The organism is Pseudarthrobacter sp. L1SW (assembly GCF_020809045.1).
In the GTDB taxonomy this organism is placed as follows: domain Bacteria; phylum Actinomycetota; class Actinomycetes; order Actinomycetales; family Micrococcaceae; genus Arthrobacter.
On record NZ_CP078079.1, the window covers coordinates 2,838,597 to 2,854,940 of the forward strand.

Sequence of the window (16,344 nt, forward strand, 5' to 3'; positions counted from 1 at the left end):
GAAGGAGCAAAAGTTACGCCGCGGGCTGACAACAGCCCGCGGCGTAACCTTGCCTGAACGGCGGGTCAGGACTTCACAATAGCTGCACTCCAAGGCGCCAGCGCCAGGGCTTCACCCTCAAGGGCGGTAGCCTCATCGGTCACCAGCAGGACTGAGCCGGGGACATTTTCCAGCCGAACCTTGGCGTCCGACAGGTTCAGCAGCACCTCAACGCTCCCCCGCCGGAAACGCAGCCAGCCGGCGTCGTCGTCGTACGTCACGTCCGTCCCGCCAAAGCCAAGCCCGGCAAGTTCGGCGTGCTCCCGGCGAAGCGCCGTCAGGGAACGGTACAGCTCCAGCAACCGCGCGTGGTCGCCCCCGGCGGCCTCGTCCCAGTTCAGCTTGGACCGGCGGAAGGTTTCCGGATCCTGGGGATCGGGCACGACGGCGGGATCCCACCCCATGCGCTCGAACTCCTTGATGCGCCCTTCCGCAGTCGCCTTGCCGAGCTCCGGTTCCGGGTGCGAGGTGAAGAACTGCCAAGGCGTGCTGGCGGCAAACTCCTCGCCCATGAACAGCATCGGCGTGAAGGGCGAGGTCAGCGTGAGTACGGCGGCAATGGCCAGCTGCCCGTAGGACAGCGACTGGGACAGCCTGTCCCCTGTGGCTCGGTTGCCGATCTGGTCGTGGTTCTGGTTGCAGACCACCAGCGCCGCCGGGTGTACCAGCGAAGCGTTGATGGGCCGGCCGTGGTGGCGCCCCCGGAAGCTGGAGTAGCTGCCGTCGTGCAGGAAGCCGTCCTTGAGGACCTTCGCCAGCACCCCCAGGGACTGGAAGTCGGAGTAGTACCCGGTGGTCTCGCCGCTGACGCTGACATGGACCGCGTGGTGGAAATCGTCGCTCCACTGCCCGTCCAGTCCGTAGCCGTTGGCATCCCGGGGATAGAGCAGGCGCGGATTGTTCAGGTCCGATTCTGCGATCAGGGTTTTCGGCAGGCCCGTTTCGGCGGAGACCGCGTCGCCCAGGGCACCGAATTCCTCCAGGATGTGCACGGCCCGCTCGTCGCGCAGGGCGTGCACCGCGTCCAACCGAAGCCCGTCCACGTGGTAGTCGCGGAGCCATAGCGCCAGGTTGTCCAGGATGTACTCGCGCACCACGTCGGAGCCGGGGCCGTCCAGGTTCACCGAGTCGCCCCATGTGTTGGCGTCGCCCTGCTTCAGGTACGGGCCGAACCTGGGCAGGTAATTGCCGCTGGGGCCGAGGTGGTTGTAGACAACGTCCTGGATGACCCCAATGCTGGCAGCATGCGCCGCGTCCACGAACTGCTGGTAGGCCGCCGGCCCGCCGTAACCTTCATGGACCGCGTACCACTGGACGCCGTCGTACCCCCAGTTGTGGGTTCCGTTGAAGCCGTTGACCGGCAGCAGTTCCACGAAGTCGACGCCGAGGTCTGCCATGTAGCCCAACTTTGCGGCTGCGGCCTCCAGGGTTCCCTCTGGCGTGAAGGTTCCCACGTGGAGTTCGTAGATGACAGAACCCTGCAGCTCCTTCCCCTTCCAGCCGCTGTCCTGCCAGGCGTGGGCGGCGGGATCAAAGGTCCTGGACAGTTCATGTACTCCCGCCGGCAGCCGGCGCGAGCGCGGATCCGGCACCGGGTGGCCGTCCCCGTCCAGCAGGTAGCCGTAGTCCACCTCGCCACTGCCCGGCGCGTCCGGAGCGGTCCACCAGCCTTCCGAGCCGGGCGCCGTCTCCTTCTTCAGCATCGGGTACTGCCGGCCGTCGGCCACTAGGGTCACCGAAGAGGCCTCCGGAGCCCAGACGTCGAAGCGCTCGGGGCCACTGTTCACAAGGGTCATGCCTGTTCTCCATCCACCGGTACCAGCAAAGCCACCGGGTAGGTACCCAGCACGTCCGCGACCGAAACGGCGCCAGCTGCGTAACCGGCGCCGGTGAGCGCGTCCTGCATGGCAACGGGAAGTTCGACGGCGGTGTCCCGCCAGCCGCCGTCGGCTGCCAGTCCGGCGGGCAACCGGGTGGCCAGCGTCAGGGCACCGGGCGCGCCTTCCGTCCCGCGGTGGAACGCGAGCAGGTGCCCGGCCGCCGGACCTGTGGCCGTCGCCGGGCTGTAGCCCTGGAACAGTTCGGGCCGGTCGCGCCGGAGCCGGAGTGCCCGGGAGGTGACCAGGAGCTTGCTGGCTTCGGTACCCGCCTCAGGCAATGTTCCGCCGTCGAGCTTTGCCAGCTCCTCCTGGCGGACCGCAAAGTCCACCGGCCGCCGGTTGTCCGGATCCGTGAGGGACCGTTCCCAGAACTCGCTGCCCTGGTACACATCCGGCACGCCGGGCATGGTCAGCTGGACCAGTTTGGCGGACACGGAATTGGAGGCGGCGTGCGAATCGATCCGTGCCACGAAGTCCTCCACCACTTTGGTGACCCGCTCGTCGTCGAACACGGCGTCCACCGCCGCCTTGACCTGCGATTCGAACTCCTCGTTCGGGTCCGTCCAGGTGGTGGAGTTGCCGGCTTCCCGGGCGGCCTTTTCCGCGTAGCCCTGGAGCCGTTCCCGGCTGGCCGGCCAGGCGGCGACGATCGCCTGCCAGAGAAGGTTCTCGTACGGGCCGTCAGGAACGGGGGCCAGCTCCCGGAGGGTGTCCAGGGTGTCCGTCCACTCCTGGGGAAGTTCGGCGATGACCGAGATCCGGGCCCGGGCGTCCTCGCTGCGCTTGGTGTCGTGGGTGGACAGGGTGGTCATGGACAGGGGCAGTTCCTGCTGGCGCCGCAGCATCCGGTGGTGGAACTCCTCCGGGGACACCGAGAACTCGGTGGGCTCGGCGCCCACCTCGGTCAGGGTGCCCAGGCGGGTGTAGCGGTAGAACGCAGTGTCCTCCACGCCTTTGGCCATCACCATGCCGGAGGTCTGCTGGAACCGGACTGCGATGGGGTTGGCAGGGTCGAGGAGCAGCGGCAGCAGCGTCCCCACCGCAACGTCCAGCTCGGGCCGGCGGGCGGCGGCGGACTCGCACGCCTCCTTGAGGATCTCGGCACCGGTAGGCAGGTAGCTCCGGTACACCGGGAAGGCCGCGATGATTTCCGCAATGGCGTCAGCGGCCTGCTCCACCGAAAGTCCGTGGGATTCCGGCACCAGCCGGGCCAGCCGCAGCACCTCGGACCGGAGGATACCGTCCGCGATCATCCGCTTGGTGCCGCGGATCATCTCGGCGTAATCCGCCGGAGCTGGTGAGCCCCGCAGGGCAGCGTCCAGGGCATCCAGCGCCTGCTGGCCGGCCGGGTCAATGAACACCCGGTCCACATCCGCCAGTGCGTCATAGCCGGTGGTGCCCTCGGTGGCGAAGTCCTGCGGCAGGACCTCGCCCGGCTCGAGGATCTTCTCCACCAGCACGTAGGCTCCGCCGGTGAGGTCCTTCAGCCAGCGAAGGTAGCCCGCAGGATCAGCCAGGCCGTCCGGGTGGTCCACCCTCAGGCCGTCCACCAGGCCTTCCTTGAACCACCGGCCCACCTCGGAATGCGCCTTCTCGAAAACGCTGGCAAGTTCCACCCGGATGCCCGCCAAAGTTGTGACCGCAAAGAAACGCCGGTAGTTCAGCTCGGCATCCGCGCGGCGCCAGTCCATCAGCTCGTAGTGCTGGCGGCTGTGCACCTCCTGGGGCGTATCGCCGTCGGAGTAGGAACCTTCGGCGAGCGGGAAGCGGTGGTCGTAGTAGTGGAGCTCCCCGTCCTTGACCTCCAGCTTGTCCAGGTCCTCGCCGGAGCCGAGCATCGGCAGCCGGATCTTTCCTCCGCCCAGGTCCCAGTCGACGTCGAAGGCTTCAGCATAGGGCGAGCCCTGCCCTTCCTTCAGCAGGGACCACCACCACGGGTTCTGGGCAGGCGTTGCCACGCCCACGTGGTTAGGCACGATGTCCACCAGGACGCCCATGCCGTGTTCGCGGGCAGCCCTGGACAGGGCGAGCAGGCCTTCGGGGCCGCCCCGCTCCGGGTCCACGGCGGAGGGGTCGGTCACGTCATAGCCATGGTCCGAGCCCTGCTCAGCGGTCAGGATGGGTGAGAGGTAGACCCAGTCGACGCCGAGGTCCTTGAGGTAAGGGACCTTTTCCGCGGCGTCGAACAGGGTGAAGCTCTTGCGGATCTGCAGGCGGTAGGTGGACGCGGGAACCCTCATTTGTTGGGGGACTTCCGTGCGCCCACCTTGGTGGTCTTCCCGGGCTCGGCCACCATGGGCGCGGTGAGCGACTCGGTTTCGCTGGTGGCGGTCTGGGTCAATGCCGCGAGGGAGGCCGCCACGGAATGGTCGGGTTCCACTTCCTCGATGGTGTGGGCCCGCAGGACCACCAGGGACTTCGCCTCCACGGGCAGCGGCTCGCCGGCGTTGACCGGCTTGGTGTCCGCGTTCTGCCCTGCGGTGTCGATAATGACGTCCCAGGCGGGGGCGTACTCGTCGGATGGCAGCGTGAACTTCACAGTGTCATCGTGCGCGTTGAAGTACAGCAGGAAGTTCACGTCGGTGATCCTCCGCCCGCGGCTGTCCTTGCCCTGGATGCCGTGCCCGTTCAGGAAGACGCCCACGGACCGGCCGAATCCGCTGTCCCATGCTTCCGGCTTCATGGTCTCGCCGGACGGGTCCAGCCATACGATGTCCGGCAGGCGTTCGCCCTCGCCCCGCAGCACGGGCCGGCCGTCGAAGAACCGGCTGCGGCGGAAGGTGGGGTGCTTGGCGCGCAGCGCGTTGACCGCTGACGTGAACTCGATCAGCGGCTGGTCCACCGTGTCCCAGTTGATCCAGGTCAGTTCGGAGTCCTGGCAGTAGCCGTTGTTGTTGCCCTGCTGGGTGCGGCCCAGTTCGTCGCCATGCAGGAGCATGGGGACGCCCTGGGACAGCAGCAGCGAGGCGATGAAGTTCCGCTGCTGGCGGGCGCGCAGGCCAAGGACTACGGGGTCATCGGTGGGACCTTCAACACCGCAGTTCCAGGACCGGTTGTGGGATTCGCCGTCGTTGTTGCCCTCGCCGTTGGCGTCGTTGTGCTTCTCGTTGTAGGACACCAGGTCCGCCAGTGTGAAGCCGTCGTGCGCGGTGACGAAGTTGATGGACGCCACGGGGCGCCGGCCGGAGTGCTCGTAGAGGTCCGCGGAGCCGGTGATGCGGGAGGCGAATTCGCCGAGCGTGGCGGGCTCGCCCCGCCAGAAGTCGCGGACGGTGTCGCGGTACTTGCCGTTCCATTCCGTCCACTGCGGCGGGAAGTTGCCCACTTGGTAGCCGCCGGGGCCCACGTCCCAGGGTTCGGCGATGAGCTTGACCTGGGAGACTACCGGGTCCTGCTGGATGAGTTCGAAGAAGGTGGACAGTTTGTCAACGTCATAGAACTCACGGGCCAAGGTGGAGGCGAGGTCGAAGCGGAAGCCGTCCACGTGCATCTCGGTGACCCAGTAGCGCAGCGAGTCCATCAGCAGCTGGAGGGAGTGCGGCTGGCGGACGTTCAGGGAGTTACCGGTGCCGGTGTAGTCCATGTAGTGCTTCTCGTCGCCCTCCATCAGCCGGTAGTAGGCGGCGTTGTCGATGCCCTTGAAGGACAGCGTGGGACCCAGGTGGTTGCCTTCGGCGGTGTGGTTGTACACCACGTCCAGGATGACCTCGATGCCGGCCTTGTGCAGGGACCGGACCATGGCCTTGAAGTCCTGGACCTGCTGGCCGGTGTCGCCGGTGGAGCTGTAGGTGTTCTGCGGCGCGAAGAAGCCAATGGTGTTGTAGCCCCAGTAGTTGTTCAGGCCCTTGTCCTGCAGGGTGCCGTCGTTGACGAACTGGTGCACCGGCATCAGTTCGATGGCGGTGACGCCGAGCTTCTGCAGGTGGGAGATGACGGCGGGATGCGCCACGCCGGCATAGGTGCCGCGCTGCTCCTCGGGGATTTCCGGGTGCAGCTGGGTGAGGCCCTTGACGTGGGCTTCGTAGATGACCGACTGGTGGTAGGGGATCCGCAGGTTCTGGTCGCCGTCCCAGTCGAAGAACGGGTTGATGACCACGCCCATCATCATGTGGCTGGCGGAATCCTCGTTGTTGATCGAGTCCGGCTCGCCCAGGTTGTAGGTGAACAGCGACGGATCCCAGTCGACCTGGCCGTGGACAGCCTTGGCGTAGGGGTCCAGCAGGAGCTTGTTGGGGTTGAAGCGGTTGCCGGACGCGGGGTCGTAGGGCCCGTGGACGCGGTAGCCGTACTTCTGGCCGGGCTGGACCTGCGGGATGTAGCAGTGCCACACATACCCGTCCACTTCGTCCAGTTCGATGCGGGTTTCCTTGCCCTCCTCGTCAAAAAGGCAAAGTTCGACCTTTTCTGCTCGTTCGCTGAACAGGGCAAAGTTGGTGCCGGTGCCGTTGTACGTGGCGCCAAGGGGATAAGCCGATCCAGGCCAGACTTCCATAATGCTCCTCTTTGTGATTCGGCAGCAGAGGAGCAGGAGCGCCCCTACTGCCGGTGCGAACTAATGCCTACCGTAGCGGCTGGCTGTGACTATTACATTTCCCGGCCCCAGCGTTACTAAGCATGCTGACTTTACCCCACACTTCGGGTAAGGCGTCGGCAATTCCGCCAGCAGCGATCGGACCGCCGGAGCAAGCGTCCGACGCCGAGGTGCCGGCCCTGCCGTGCAGCGCGGCTCCCAGCGCGGCAATGGCCGCCCACCGCGCCTCCGCGTCGATGCCTGCCTTCCGGAAGCGTCCGACGTCGGAACCTCCCTGGGCGAGCAGCGCACCAATGACGCCGGCCAGGACGTCCCCGCTGCCGGCGGTGGCGAGCCAGGGTGTGCCGTCGGCCTGGCTGTACACGCCGCCGGAGGGGGCGGCCACCAGGGTGGTGGCGCCCTTGAGCAGCACTGTGGCACCGGTCAGTTCCGAAGCCCGGCGGACGGCGGCCAGGGTGCCGGCCTCGACGGCATCCCTGTCCTCGGTCCCGCCGAGGCGCTGCAGGAGTGCGGCCAGCTCGCCGGCATGCGGGGTGAGCACAACGTGCGGCGGCAGGACATCGGGCAGCGCGGGCAGGGCCCCGGCATCCGCCACAACCGGGAGGTCGGAGTCCACGGCGTCGCGGGCGCGCTGGAGCTGGTCGTGGTCCCCCGGCCCCATCCCCGAGCCCACCAGCCACGCTTGGACACGGTTCTCGGCAACGGTGCCGGTGCTGCAGACCACCTCGGGGCAGGATTGCCGCACCAGGTCCGCCACTTCGGGCGGACCGAGGTAGCGGACCATCCCCACCCCGGCTGCCAGCGCGCCCCGGCAGGCCAGCACGGCCGCCCCTGGATAGTCGGCGGAGCCTGCCACCACCCCCAGCACCCCGCGCGAGTACTTGTGGGCGCGGCGGGCCGGGCGTGGCAGCAGCCGGGCCAGGTCCAGGCCGTCGAGCCGGTGCAGCGAAGGTTCGGGAAGGTGTTCCTCGATGCCGATCGGCACCACGTCCACCCTGCCGGCGTAGTCGGCACCGGGGTCGGCCAGCAGGCCCGCCTTGGCGCCGCCGAACGTGACGGTCAGGTCCGCCGGCAGCACCGGCAGGAAGGCCTCGCCGCTATCGGCGTCCACCCCGCTGGGAAGGTCGCAGGCCACAACAAAGCTGTGTCCGCCGCGGCCGGCCACAAGCCCGGCGAGGGCGGACACAAGGTCGGCAGCGCTCCCCCGCAGCCCGCCTTTCGCACCTGTGCCCAGCACGGCATCGATGACGACGTCGGCAGGCGCCGCCTCTGCCGCCAGTTCCCCGGGTGCCGCTTCCGTAACGTGCCGCAGCCGGCCGCCGGCGCGCTCAAAGGCAGCCAACGCCAGGGCGTGGGCGGAGTCCCCGGTGAGCACCGCCGTCGTACGCATACCCCGGGCCGCTAGGAAAGCGGCCGCGTACAGGCCGTCCCCGCCGTTGTTGCCCTTGCCGGCCAGCACCACGACGCTGGCGCCGTAGATTCGGCGGCCGCGGGCCTTCAGCTCCGCGATGACCGCATTGGCAAGGCCGTGCGCCGCGCGCTGCATGAGGACGTCGGCCAGTCCGGAGGCGAGGAGCGGTTCCTCGGCTTGCCGGACCTGGGTGCCGGTGTAGGCGCTGATCACGTCGGTCCTGGAGCGGGCGCCGGCTCAGCCTTCGGCCAGGACCGTGGCCGTGGCGATGCCGCCGTCGTGGCTGATGGAGAGGTGCCAGCGCTTGACGCCCTTGGCCTCTGCCACGGCCAGCACGGTGCCCTTCACCTGGACGGTGGGCCCGTTGTGGTCCAGGCCGATCCAGCAGTCCTGCCAGTTCATGCCGGCGGGCGCTCCCAGGACCTTGGCCACAGCTTCCTTCGCGGCAAACCGCGCGGCGAGGGACCGGGTGTTCAACTCCCGCTCGGCAGGAACGAACAGCCGGTCCCGGAGGCCGGGGGTGCGCTCAAGCTGGCGGCCGAACCGCTCGATGTCTACAACGTCAACGCCAATGCCAACAATCATGCGGCTTATTCTACGGTGGCGCCCGATGACTCCCGCCCCTGCCGGGCCCGGCAGGAATGCGTGGTTTTTGGGCCCACAGCTTAATGGCTGCCCTGTGCTGCCGGGCCCCCTGCTGCCGGGACCGGCAAAAGTCACGCGAACAGGTTCCAAAAACGCTGAAGCCCCGGGCGGCGTGCCCGGGGCTTCAGCTTTTCGATCACGACTGGTTACTCGACCGTGACGCTCTTGGCGAGGTTGCGTGGCTGGTCCACGTCGTAGCCCTTGGCCTGGGCGAGTTCCGCGGCGAAGATCTGCAGCGGGACGGTGGTCAGCAGCGGCATCAGCAGCGTGGGCGTCTCCGGGACGTAGAAGACGTGCTCGGCGTAGTCGCGGACGGCGGTGTCGCCTTCCTCGGCGATGACCAGGGTGCGGGCACCGCGGGCGCGGACTTCCTGGATGTTGGAGACCACCTTGGCGTGCAGGGAGTCGCGGCCGCGCGGGGACGGGACCACCACGAACACCGGCTGGCCTTCATCGATCAGGGCGATGGGGCCGTGCTTGAGCTCGCCGGCGGCGAAGCCCTCGGCGTGGATGTACGCGATTTCCTTCAGCTTCAAAGCGCCTTCGAGGGCCACGGGGTAGCCCACGTGGCGGCCCAGGAACAGCACCGACTTCTCGTTGGCCATGCTGCGGGCCAGTTCGCGGAGCGGGCCGGCGTTGTCCAGGATGGTCTGGATCTTCGCGGGGATCTTGTTCAGGTCCGCGAGGACGTCCTTGATCTGGCCGGAGAAGATGTTCCCGCGCAGCTGGGCCAGGTACAGGCCCAGGAGGTACGCGGCGGTGATCTGGGCCAGGAACGCCTTGGTGGAGGCCACCGCGATTTCCGGGCCGGCGTGCGTGTAGAGCACGGCGTCGGACTCGCGCGGGATGGTGGAGCCGTTGGTGTTGCAGATCGAGATGGTCTTGGCGCCCTGCTCCCGGGCGTACCGGACGGCCATCAGGGTGTCCATGGTTTCCCCGGACTGGCTGATGGACACCACCAGGGTGTTCGCGTCCAGGATCGGGTCCCGGTAGCGGAACTCGTGCGCGAGCTCCACCTCGGTGGGGATCCGGCACCAGTTCTCGATCGCGTACTTGGCCACCATGCCCGCATACGCGGCGGTGCCGCAGGCCAGGACGATGATCTTGTTGACCTGCTTCAGCTGCTCCGGATCGATCCGCAGCTCATCCAGGGTCAGCTTGTGGTTGATGTCGGAGCGGCCCAGCAGGGTCTGCGCGACGGCGTCGGGCTGGTCATGGATTTCCTTCTCCATGAACGAGCTGAACCCGCCCTTTTCGGCGGAGGCAGGATCCCAGTCCACGTGGTATTCCTTGCCCGCGGCCGGGTTGCCGTAAAAGTCGGTGATCTCCACCGTGTCCGCGGTGATCGTGACAATCTGGTCCTGGCCCAGCTCCACCGCACGGCGGGTGTAGTCGATGAACCCGGACACGTCCGAGCCGAGGAAGTTCTCCCCCTCGCCCAGGCCCACCACCAAGGGCGAGTTGCGGCGGGCTGCCACCACAACGTCGGGCTGGTCAGCGTGGACCGCAAGGAGCGTGAACGCACCCTCAAGGCGCTGGCAGGCGAGCTCCATGGCCCGGGTCAGGCCGCCGTCGGACGCGTCCCCGCCAAGCTTGTTCCGGAAAATGTCACCCAGCAGCGCCGCGGCCACCTCGGTGTCCGTCTCGGACAGGAACGTCACGCCCTTGTCCAGCAGCTCCTGCTTGAGCTCGGCGAAGTTTTCGATGATGCCGTTGTGGATCACGGCGAGCTTGCCGCCGTCGGCCAGGTGCGGGTGCGCGTTCCGGTCCGTCGGGCCGCCGTGCGTGGCCCAGCGGGTGTGGCCGATCCCGGTGACCGTCTCCGGCAGCGGACGCGCCTCGAGTTCGGTGATCAGGTTGCTCAGCTTCCCGGACTTCTTCCGGGACTCGATCACGCCCTGGGACACCACAGCCACCCCGGCGGAGTCGTAGCCCCGGTATTCCAGGCGGCGCAGCCCCTCAAGGACAACATCCAGCGCACTGTGACTTCCGCCGTTATCAGAACGGCCTACATATCCCACGATTCCACACATAGGCTCAAGACTATCGGCAGGGGTGCCCTACATCTAAACCGGGACACTCTGCGCGGGCCGTTATACGCAGTGAGCTTTGGCGCAGCCGCCGCGCTCAAATCAGCTTCCATTTCGCTATGCGCCGGGCGAGGGGCAGAATCTCTAACGTGACTTTGCAACGCAACGAGGCGAACGGGGAGGGTGTCTCCCCGTTCGTCGAGCTGGACCGGCAGACCTGGTCCCGGCTCGCAGACGAGATGGAACAGCCTCTCAACCAAGAGGACATCATCCGTCTCCGCGGCCTCGGGGATCCCTTGGACATGAAAGAAATCCGAGAGGTCTACCTTCCCCTGTCTCGGCTCCTCCACCTGTATGTCGAGGCTGCCGGGCAGCTGCACGCCGCCACCACCACGTTCCTGGGTGAGCACACCCAGCGCACCCCGTTTGTGATCGGCGTGGCGGGGTCCGTGGCGGTGGGGAAGTCGACCATTGCGCGCGTGCTCCGTGAGATGCTGCGGCGCTGGCCCGGCACCCCCAATGTGGAACTGATCACCACGGACGGCTTCCTGTACCCGCTCGCCGAACTTAAGCGGCGGCAGCTGCTGGAGCGCAAGGGCTTCCCGGAGTCGTACGACCGGCGTGCCCTGCTGCGTTTTGTGAGTGAAATCAAGAGCGGCGCGGAGGAAGTACGCGCCCCGTGGTATTCGCACGTGACGTATGACATCGTCCCGGAAAAGGAAGTGGTGGTCCGCCGGCCGGATGTCCTGATTGTCGAGGGGCTGAACGTCCTGGCACCGGCGCGGCCGCGGCACGACGGCCGGCAGGGCCTGGCGTTGAGCGACTTCTTTGACTTCTCCATTTACGTCGATGCCAAGACCTCCTACATCGAGGAATGGTACGTGGACCGGTTCCGCAAGCTGCGGAGCACCGCGTTTGCCCAGCCGGAATCGTACTTCCACCGCTACGCCACTCTGTCCGACGAGGAAGCCGAGGTCACCGCGCGGGACATCTGGAAGCGGATCAACGAGCCCAACCTGGAGGAAAACGTCCTGCCGACCCGGGGACGGGCGCAGCTGGTGCTGACGAAGGAGGCGGACCACTCGATCCGCCGGATGTTGCTCCGGAAGGTTTAACCCAGGTGTGCCACGACTGCTCCGCTGGCCCCTCCCTTGCGGCAGCCGCGACCAGCCGGCGCAGCTTCACCCGCTTCCTCGCGGCCGGTGCCGGACTGACCGTTTTGGCAGCGTGCACGCCGGAGGCACCCGCGGCAGTGGCGCCGTCGTCCGCTTTCGCCTCTTCACCCATTACCTCTACGCCCGCTCCGGAAAGCACGACGGCGGCGCCCGCCACCGAGGTTGCCGCGCCTGTTGCGCCGTCCCCCGCGCCGTCGCCCTCCGCAGCGCTGCCGCGGCAGTTCTCCGTCACGGACCCTGCAAGCCCTTGGCTGGTGGTCAACAAGCACCGCCCCCTGGTCCCGGCTACCTATGTGCCGGCTGACCTGGTGGCGCCCGCCGTCGCGATGACCGCTTCCGGTGAGGCTACGCTGCTGAACAGCACGACGGCGGCCGCTGCGGAGGCGATGTTTGCGGCTGCCGCGCGGGATGGCGTTGCCATGGTCCTGGCCAGCGGGTACCGCTCCTACGCCACGCAGGTGGCAACGTACAACAATTATGTTGCTGCGCGGGGCCAGGCGGATGCGGACACTGCAAGTGCCCGGCCCGGCTACTCGGAACACCAGACGGGGTGGGCGTTCGACATCGCCGACGGCGCGGGGGCGTGCAGTTTCCAGCCCTGCTTTGCGGACCAGCCCGCGGCAGTGTGGGCTAAGGCGAACGGGCACAGGTTCGGGTTCGTGGTGCGGTACCCGTGGATGTTCCATCCGATCACGGGGTACTACTACGAGCCGTGGCACCTGCGGTACATCGGGGTCGAGGCGGCCACGGACATGGTCGCGCGCGGGATTTTCACACTCGAGGAGTACTTCGGCGTGGAGGCTGCGCCGGGATATCCGTAGGCGTGCGCTAGTTTGGTTCCTATGCTGACTGGATTCAAGAACTTCATTATGAAGGGCAACGTTGTTGACCTTGCCGTCGCCGTGGTTATTGGCACTGCCTTCGGCGCAGTGGTGACGGCGATGGTGAACAAGGTGCTCATGCCGTTCATCGCCGGGCTGACCGGTTCACCCAACTTCGACAGTTTTGCCCGTATCGATTTCAACGGGAACTTCATCGAGTTCGGCGTCCTGCTGACGGCAATCGTCAATTTCCTGTTGGTCTCGGCAGCCATCTACTTCGTTGTGGTGATGCCCATGAACCTCATGATCGAGCGCCGTAACCGCAGGCTCGGGATTGGCCAGGACGTCAAGAAGGAGTCGGCGGAGGACCCGCAGATAGCCCTGCTTACGGAAATTCGGGACGCTTTGAAGAGCCGGGCGTCCTAGCGTCTTTCCAGACGACAGTGGCCCGTTCCCCTTGGGAACGGGCCACTTCTTGTTTGCCGGCGTGTTACTCGCTGACCAGTTCGAGTGCCAACTCGGTGCGCACCACCTGAGCCAGGTGTTCGGCGATGGACTGCGCTGTGTTTTCGTCAGCGGCTTCCACCATCACGCGCACCACCGGCTCCGTGCCGGAGGGTCGGAGCAGCACACGGCCAGTATCGCCAAGCGCGGCCTCCGCCGCCGCCACGGCCTGGGCCAGGACGTCGTTGTTGCCCACCCGGGTGCGGTCCACGCCCTTGACGTTGATGAGCACCTGCGGAAGCTTGGTCATCACGGTGGCCAGTTCCTTGAGCGGCTTTCCGGTCAGGGCAATCTGGGCCGCCAGCTGCAGGCCGGTGAGGACGCCGTCGCCCGTTGTGGCGTGGTCGGCGAAGATCACATGGCCGGACTGTTCGCCGCCCAGGTTGAACCCGCCGTCGCGCATCTCCTCAAGGACGTAGCGGTCCCCCACGGCTGTTTCGCGGATGGTGATGCCCGCGTTGCGGAGCGCGATCTTGAGGCCGAGGTTGCTCATGACCGTGGCCACCAGGACGTCGTCCTTGAGTTTGCCGGACTTTTTCAGGGCCACAGCGAGGATGGCCATGATCTGGTCGCCGTCCACCTCGTTGCCTTCGTGGTCCACAGCGAGGCAGCGGTCGGCGTCGCCGTCGTGGGCAATGCCGAGGTCGGCACTGTACTTCAGCACCGCCTCCTTGAGGGGGCCGAGGTGGGTGGAGCCGACGCCGTCGTTGATGTTGTGGCCGTCAGGCTCGGCGCCGATGACGACGACGTCCGCGCCGGCGTCCTTGAACACCTGGGGTGAGCAGCCGCTGGCGGCGCCGTGCGCGCAGTCGAGGACCACTTTGAGGCCTTCGAGGTTGTGCGGCAGCGTGCGCAGGAGGTGGACGATGTAGCGGTCCTCGGCGTCGGAGAAGCGCTGGATGCGGCCCACGTCGGCACCGACCGGGCGCACCGCTTCCTTGGACATCTGCGCCTCGATGGCGTCCTCAACGTCGTCCGGGAGTTTCTGGCCGCCGCGGGCGAAGAACTTGATGCCGTTGTCCGGCGCCGGGTTGTGGGACGCCGAGATCATTACACCGAAGTCAGCGTCCAGGTCAGCTACCAGGTAGGCCGCCGCGGGCGTGGGAAGGACGCCAGCATCGTAGACGTCAATGCCCGAGCTGGAGAGCCCGGCCTCCACCGCCGCGGCGATGAACTCACCACTGGCGCGCGGGTCACGGGCCACCACGGCACGGGGCCGGGAGCCGTTCGAGTTGCGGTCGTGGCCGAGTACGACGGCGGCCGCCTGGGCCAGCTGCATAGCCAGCTCTGCTGTCAGCAGGCCGTTGGCCAGCCCCCGGACACCATCAGTTCCAAATAATCTAGGCACCGGTCAAGTCTAGTGGATGGGGGTTCAGCACCTTGTATCTACGAGTCGGTAGCTAGGAGTCGCAGCCGACAAACCTGTACAGGACCGCGTCCCCTTCCTGGTCTACCTTGACGAAGGCTGAAGAGTTATTCGGGACCTCTATGCCCGGGAAGTCGTTGACTTCCTTGCGTTTTGGATCAATGTATTGCCTGCCAAAGTCCAAGACGAACTGAATGTTCTCCCTTTTCACGGCCTTGCATACGTCAGATTCAGGGTTTGCCTGGTTAAGCTTTTCCGCCGCTAGCAGGCGGTCCGGATTGGACCCTGTATACGCGTGCGCGAAGAGAACTCGGCGGTCTGCAATGGCGTATGCCGTAGAGCTGCCGTCCCACGGATTATTGGCAATAACGGCACCTTTTGGTACATGAGCACCTAACCGGTTGAGCAACTCAAGTTCGTTGGGACTGAGCAGAGGCGACACGTCAGCTAAAGCGTAGGTTCGCTCCCGGCCGGGCGCTGTTTCGGAGTTCGTTGGCCAAATGACGATGGACAGGGCCAATGCTGCGAGGCCCACTGGAACGACCCAGCGGACCCTGTATCGCTTCAAGCTTTCGAAGATCCAAGCACTGGCTGCGCCGGCAAGTACCGCCCAGAACATCGGAAGGAGTGCTGCAAGGCGAGGAGGGTCGCCGAACCACGCGCCGATGATAATCTCCCTGACCAGGGGCGCCGAGGCCGGAACAGCGGCTGCGACCAAGTACAGTGCCACCGCGCCCCCATAGGACGCCAGGAACCATCGTGCAGTTGGCTGCCGAACTAGCTTTGCGGTGCCAATCAAAGTCAGTGCGGCGAGGGCCCAAGCCACATCGCCATGGGTAGGTGCGGTGAGAAGTACACTCGCGGCTGCGGCCGGGAAGGAATCAATTGGATCCCAAGTAGTGGTCCAAGGCCGTACGACCACCCACACTATGAGGCCCGAGGACAATGCGGTAATCCATATAGCCGTCCACTTCAGATATCCAAAGAGATCCGACCGCCGTTGCTTGAGCTCGCGGAATGACCTCCAAGCTGCCATCACCGCGAAGAGTGAAGAAAGCCCAACGAGAGCTACGAGGCCTGACATGTGCGTGTTGACTAGTCCCGGTAGCCCTAGCACGAGGGTTCCTGCGGCCAATGGCCATGGCATCGGCGTCCTGTCTCCAAACTTCAATGCCGTCGCCAGAACCGCAAGGAGCGGCGGCAGGAAAGTCACAGCCAGCATGTAGGGAAACAGCGGCCCGAAATCACTCTGCTGGCTCTGCATCACTGTGAACGGGAAGGCAAAGAAACCCGCACTGGCAACTCCAGCGCATAGCAGGGCAACAGCTTGAGGCCCGACAACCAAGTAAACAAAAAGAAGCACGCCAAGCGGCCAGGAGACAGCGACTATCGCGAAGTTGAGGGCGTTGGCGGCTTCAACCACTGGCAGCCGAGTCACCTGCGCCGTCAACGCCGCCAGAGCATGCCAGATTTGAGGATAAAAACCGGACGACTCACCCATCAATGCCCGTACGGAAAATGGCGAGCCATCCCCGGAATTGAGGATTTGCTGTACGAAATTCACGTGAAACGGCGTATCGATGCCCTGATTGATGTTGCCAGGCCGCTCAACAATCTGGACATAACGGACTGTCAGGAAGAAGCCGCTCGTCAACAGGGCAATCCAGTATGCAGCCCCCGCGGCGTCGCCGGCTGGCCGCCAAGCAAAGCTGTCCGGCCAACGTTGGCTTATCAAACGAACCACGGCTAGGACCAATCCTGCGAGCAATACAGCTGTGACGGCGAAGATGCCGGCATTCCATCCAATATGCAGCCACCAACTGGCGAGCGTGGACACCGCAACAAGTGATGCCGTCAGGACGGGTGCAAGTGAAATCATCCATACGTGCCGGAGTCCCAGCGCCCACCCCAGGAGCAGGCCTGGAAATAAAAGCACGGCGAC

11 protein-coding genes are annotated in these 16,344 nt (G+C 66.1%); 3 read left to right on the top strand and 8 right to left on the bottom strand.

The features are described 5' to 3' along the window. Positions 1 to 65: 65 nt before the first annotated feature. The 6 genes from treZ to glmS all read right to left on the bottom strand — a co-directional run bounded on the left by treZ (position 66) and on the right by glmS (position 10,539). Positions 66 to 1,835: a malto-oligosyltrehalose trehalohydrolase gene (gene treZ, locus KTR40_RS13040; RefSeq protein ID WP_228403994.1), complete on the bottom strand. Its 1,770-nt coding sequence runs from the start codon at positions 1,833 to 1,835 to the stop codon at positions 66 to 68. Then, positions 1,832 to 4,159 (bottom strand): malto-oligosyltrehalose synthase, encoded by a 2,328-nt coding sequence (gene treY, locus KTR40_RS13045; RefSeq protein WP_228403995.1) that lies wholly within the window; start codon positions 4,157 to 4,159, stop codon positions 1,832 to 1,834. Before treY ends, treZ begins: the two co-directional genes overlap by 4 nt. Further along, positions 4,156 to 6,411 (bottom strand): glycogen debranching protein GlgX, encoded by a 2,256-nt coding sequence (glgX, locus tag KTR40_RS13050; protein WP_139029906.1) that lies wholly within the window; start codon positions 6,409 to 6,411, stop codon positions 4,156 to 4,158. The genes treY and glgX overlap by 4 nt, the downstream gene beginning before the upstream one ends. Before the next feature lie 67 nt (positions 6,412 to 6,478). Beyond that, a complete protein-coding gene (locus KTR40_RS13055) occupies positions 6,479 to 8,074 on the bottom strand; it encodes an NAD(P)H-hydrate epimerase (RefSeq protein WP_228403996.1) in 1,596 nt (531 codons plus the stop codon). A gap of 24 nt (positions 8,075 to 8,098) precedes the next feature. Beyond that, positions 8,099 to 8,446 carry a holo-ACP synthase gene (locus KTR40_RS13060; protein ID WP_013601780.1) on the bottom strand — a complete coding sequence of 116 codons (348 nt, stop codon included), beginning with the start codon at positions 8,444 to 8,446 and terminating at the stop codon, positions 8,099 to 8,101. A gap of 206 nt (positions 8,447 to 8,652) precedes the next feature. Further along, positions 8,653 to 10,539, bottom strand: coding sequence for a glutamine--fructose-6-phosphate transaminase (isomerizing) (glmS, locus tag KTR40_RS13065; protein WP_228403997.1), 1,887 nt, complete (start codon positions 10,537 to 10,539; stop codon positions 8,653 to 8,655). A 116-nt stretch (positions 10,540 to 10,655) separates the two neighbouring features. Between glmS and coaA the strand changes: the two genes are divergently transcribed. The 3 genes from coaA to mscL are packed head-to-tail and all read left to right on the top strand — an operon-like array spanning position 10,656 to position 12,958. Next, positions 10,656 to 11,651, top strand: a complete 996-nt coding sequence (gene coaA, locus KTR40_RS13070) for a type I pantothenate kinase (RefSeq protein WP_228403998.1) — start codon at positions 10,656 to 10,658, stop codon at positions 11,649 to 11,651. Positions 11,652 to 11,656: 5 nt separating this feature from the next. Next, the gene (locus KTR40_RS13075; protein ID WP_228403999.1) at positions 11,657 to 12,532 is read left to right on the top strand and encodes a D-alanyl-D-alanine carboxypeptidase family protein; all 876 of its coding nucleotides are present in this window, start codon (positions 11,657 to 11,659) and stop codon (positions 12,530 to 12,532) included. A 21-nt stretch (positions 12,533 to 12,553) separates the two neighbouring features. Further along, positions 12,554 to 12,958 (top strand): large conductance mechanosensitive channel protein MscL, encoded by a 405-nt coding sequence (gene mscL / locus KTR40_RS13080; protein ID WP_228404000.1) that lies wholly within the window; start codon positions 12,554 to 12,556, stop codon positions 12,956 to 12,958. Positions 12,959 to 13,022: 64 nt separating this feature from the next. Here mscL and glmM read toward each other — a convergent pair whose 3' ends face one another. Continuing rightward, the gene (glmM, locus tag KTR40_RS13085) at positions 13,023 to 14,384 is read right to left on the bottom strand and encodes a phosphoglucosamine mutase (protein ID WP_228404001.1); all 1,362 of its coding nucleotides are present in this window, start codon (positions 14,382 to 14,384) and stop codon (positions 13,023 to 13,025) included. Positions 14,385 to 14,436: 52 nt separating this feature from the next. After that, the gene (locus KTR40_RS13090) at positions 14,437 to 16,338 is read right to left on the bottom strand and encodes a DUF6541 family protein (RefSeq protein ID WP_228404002.1); all 1,902 of its coding nucleotides are present in this window, start codon (positions 16,336 to 16,338) and stop codon (positions 14,437 to 14,439) included. Positions 16,339 to 16,344 lie beyond the last annotated feature (6 nt).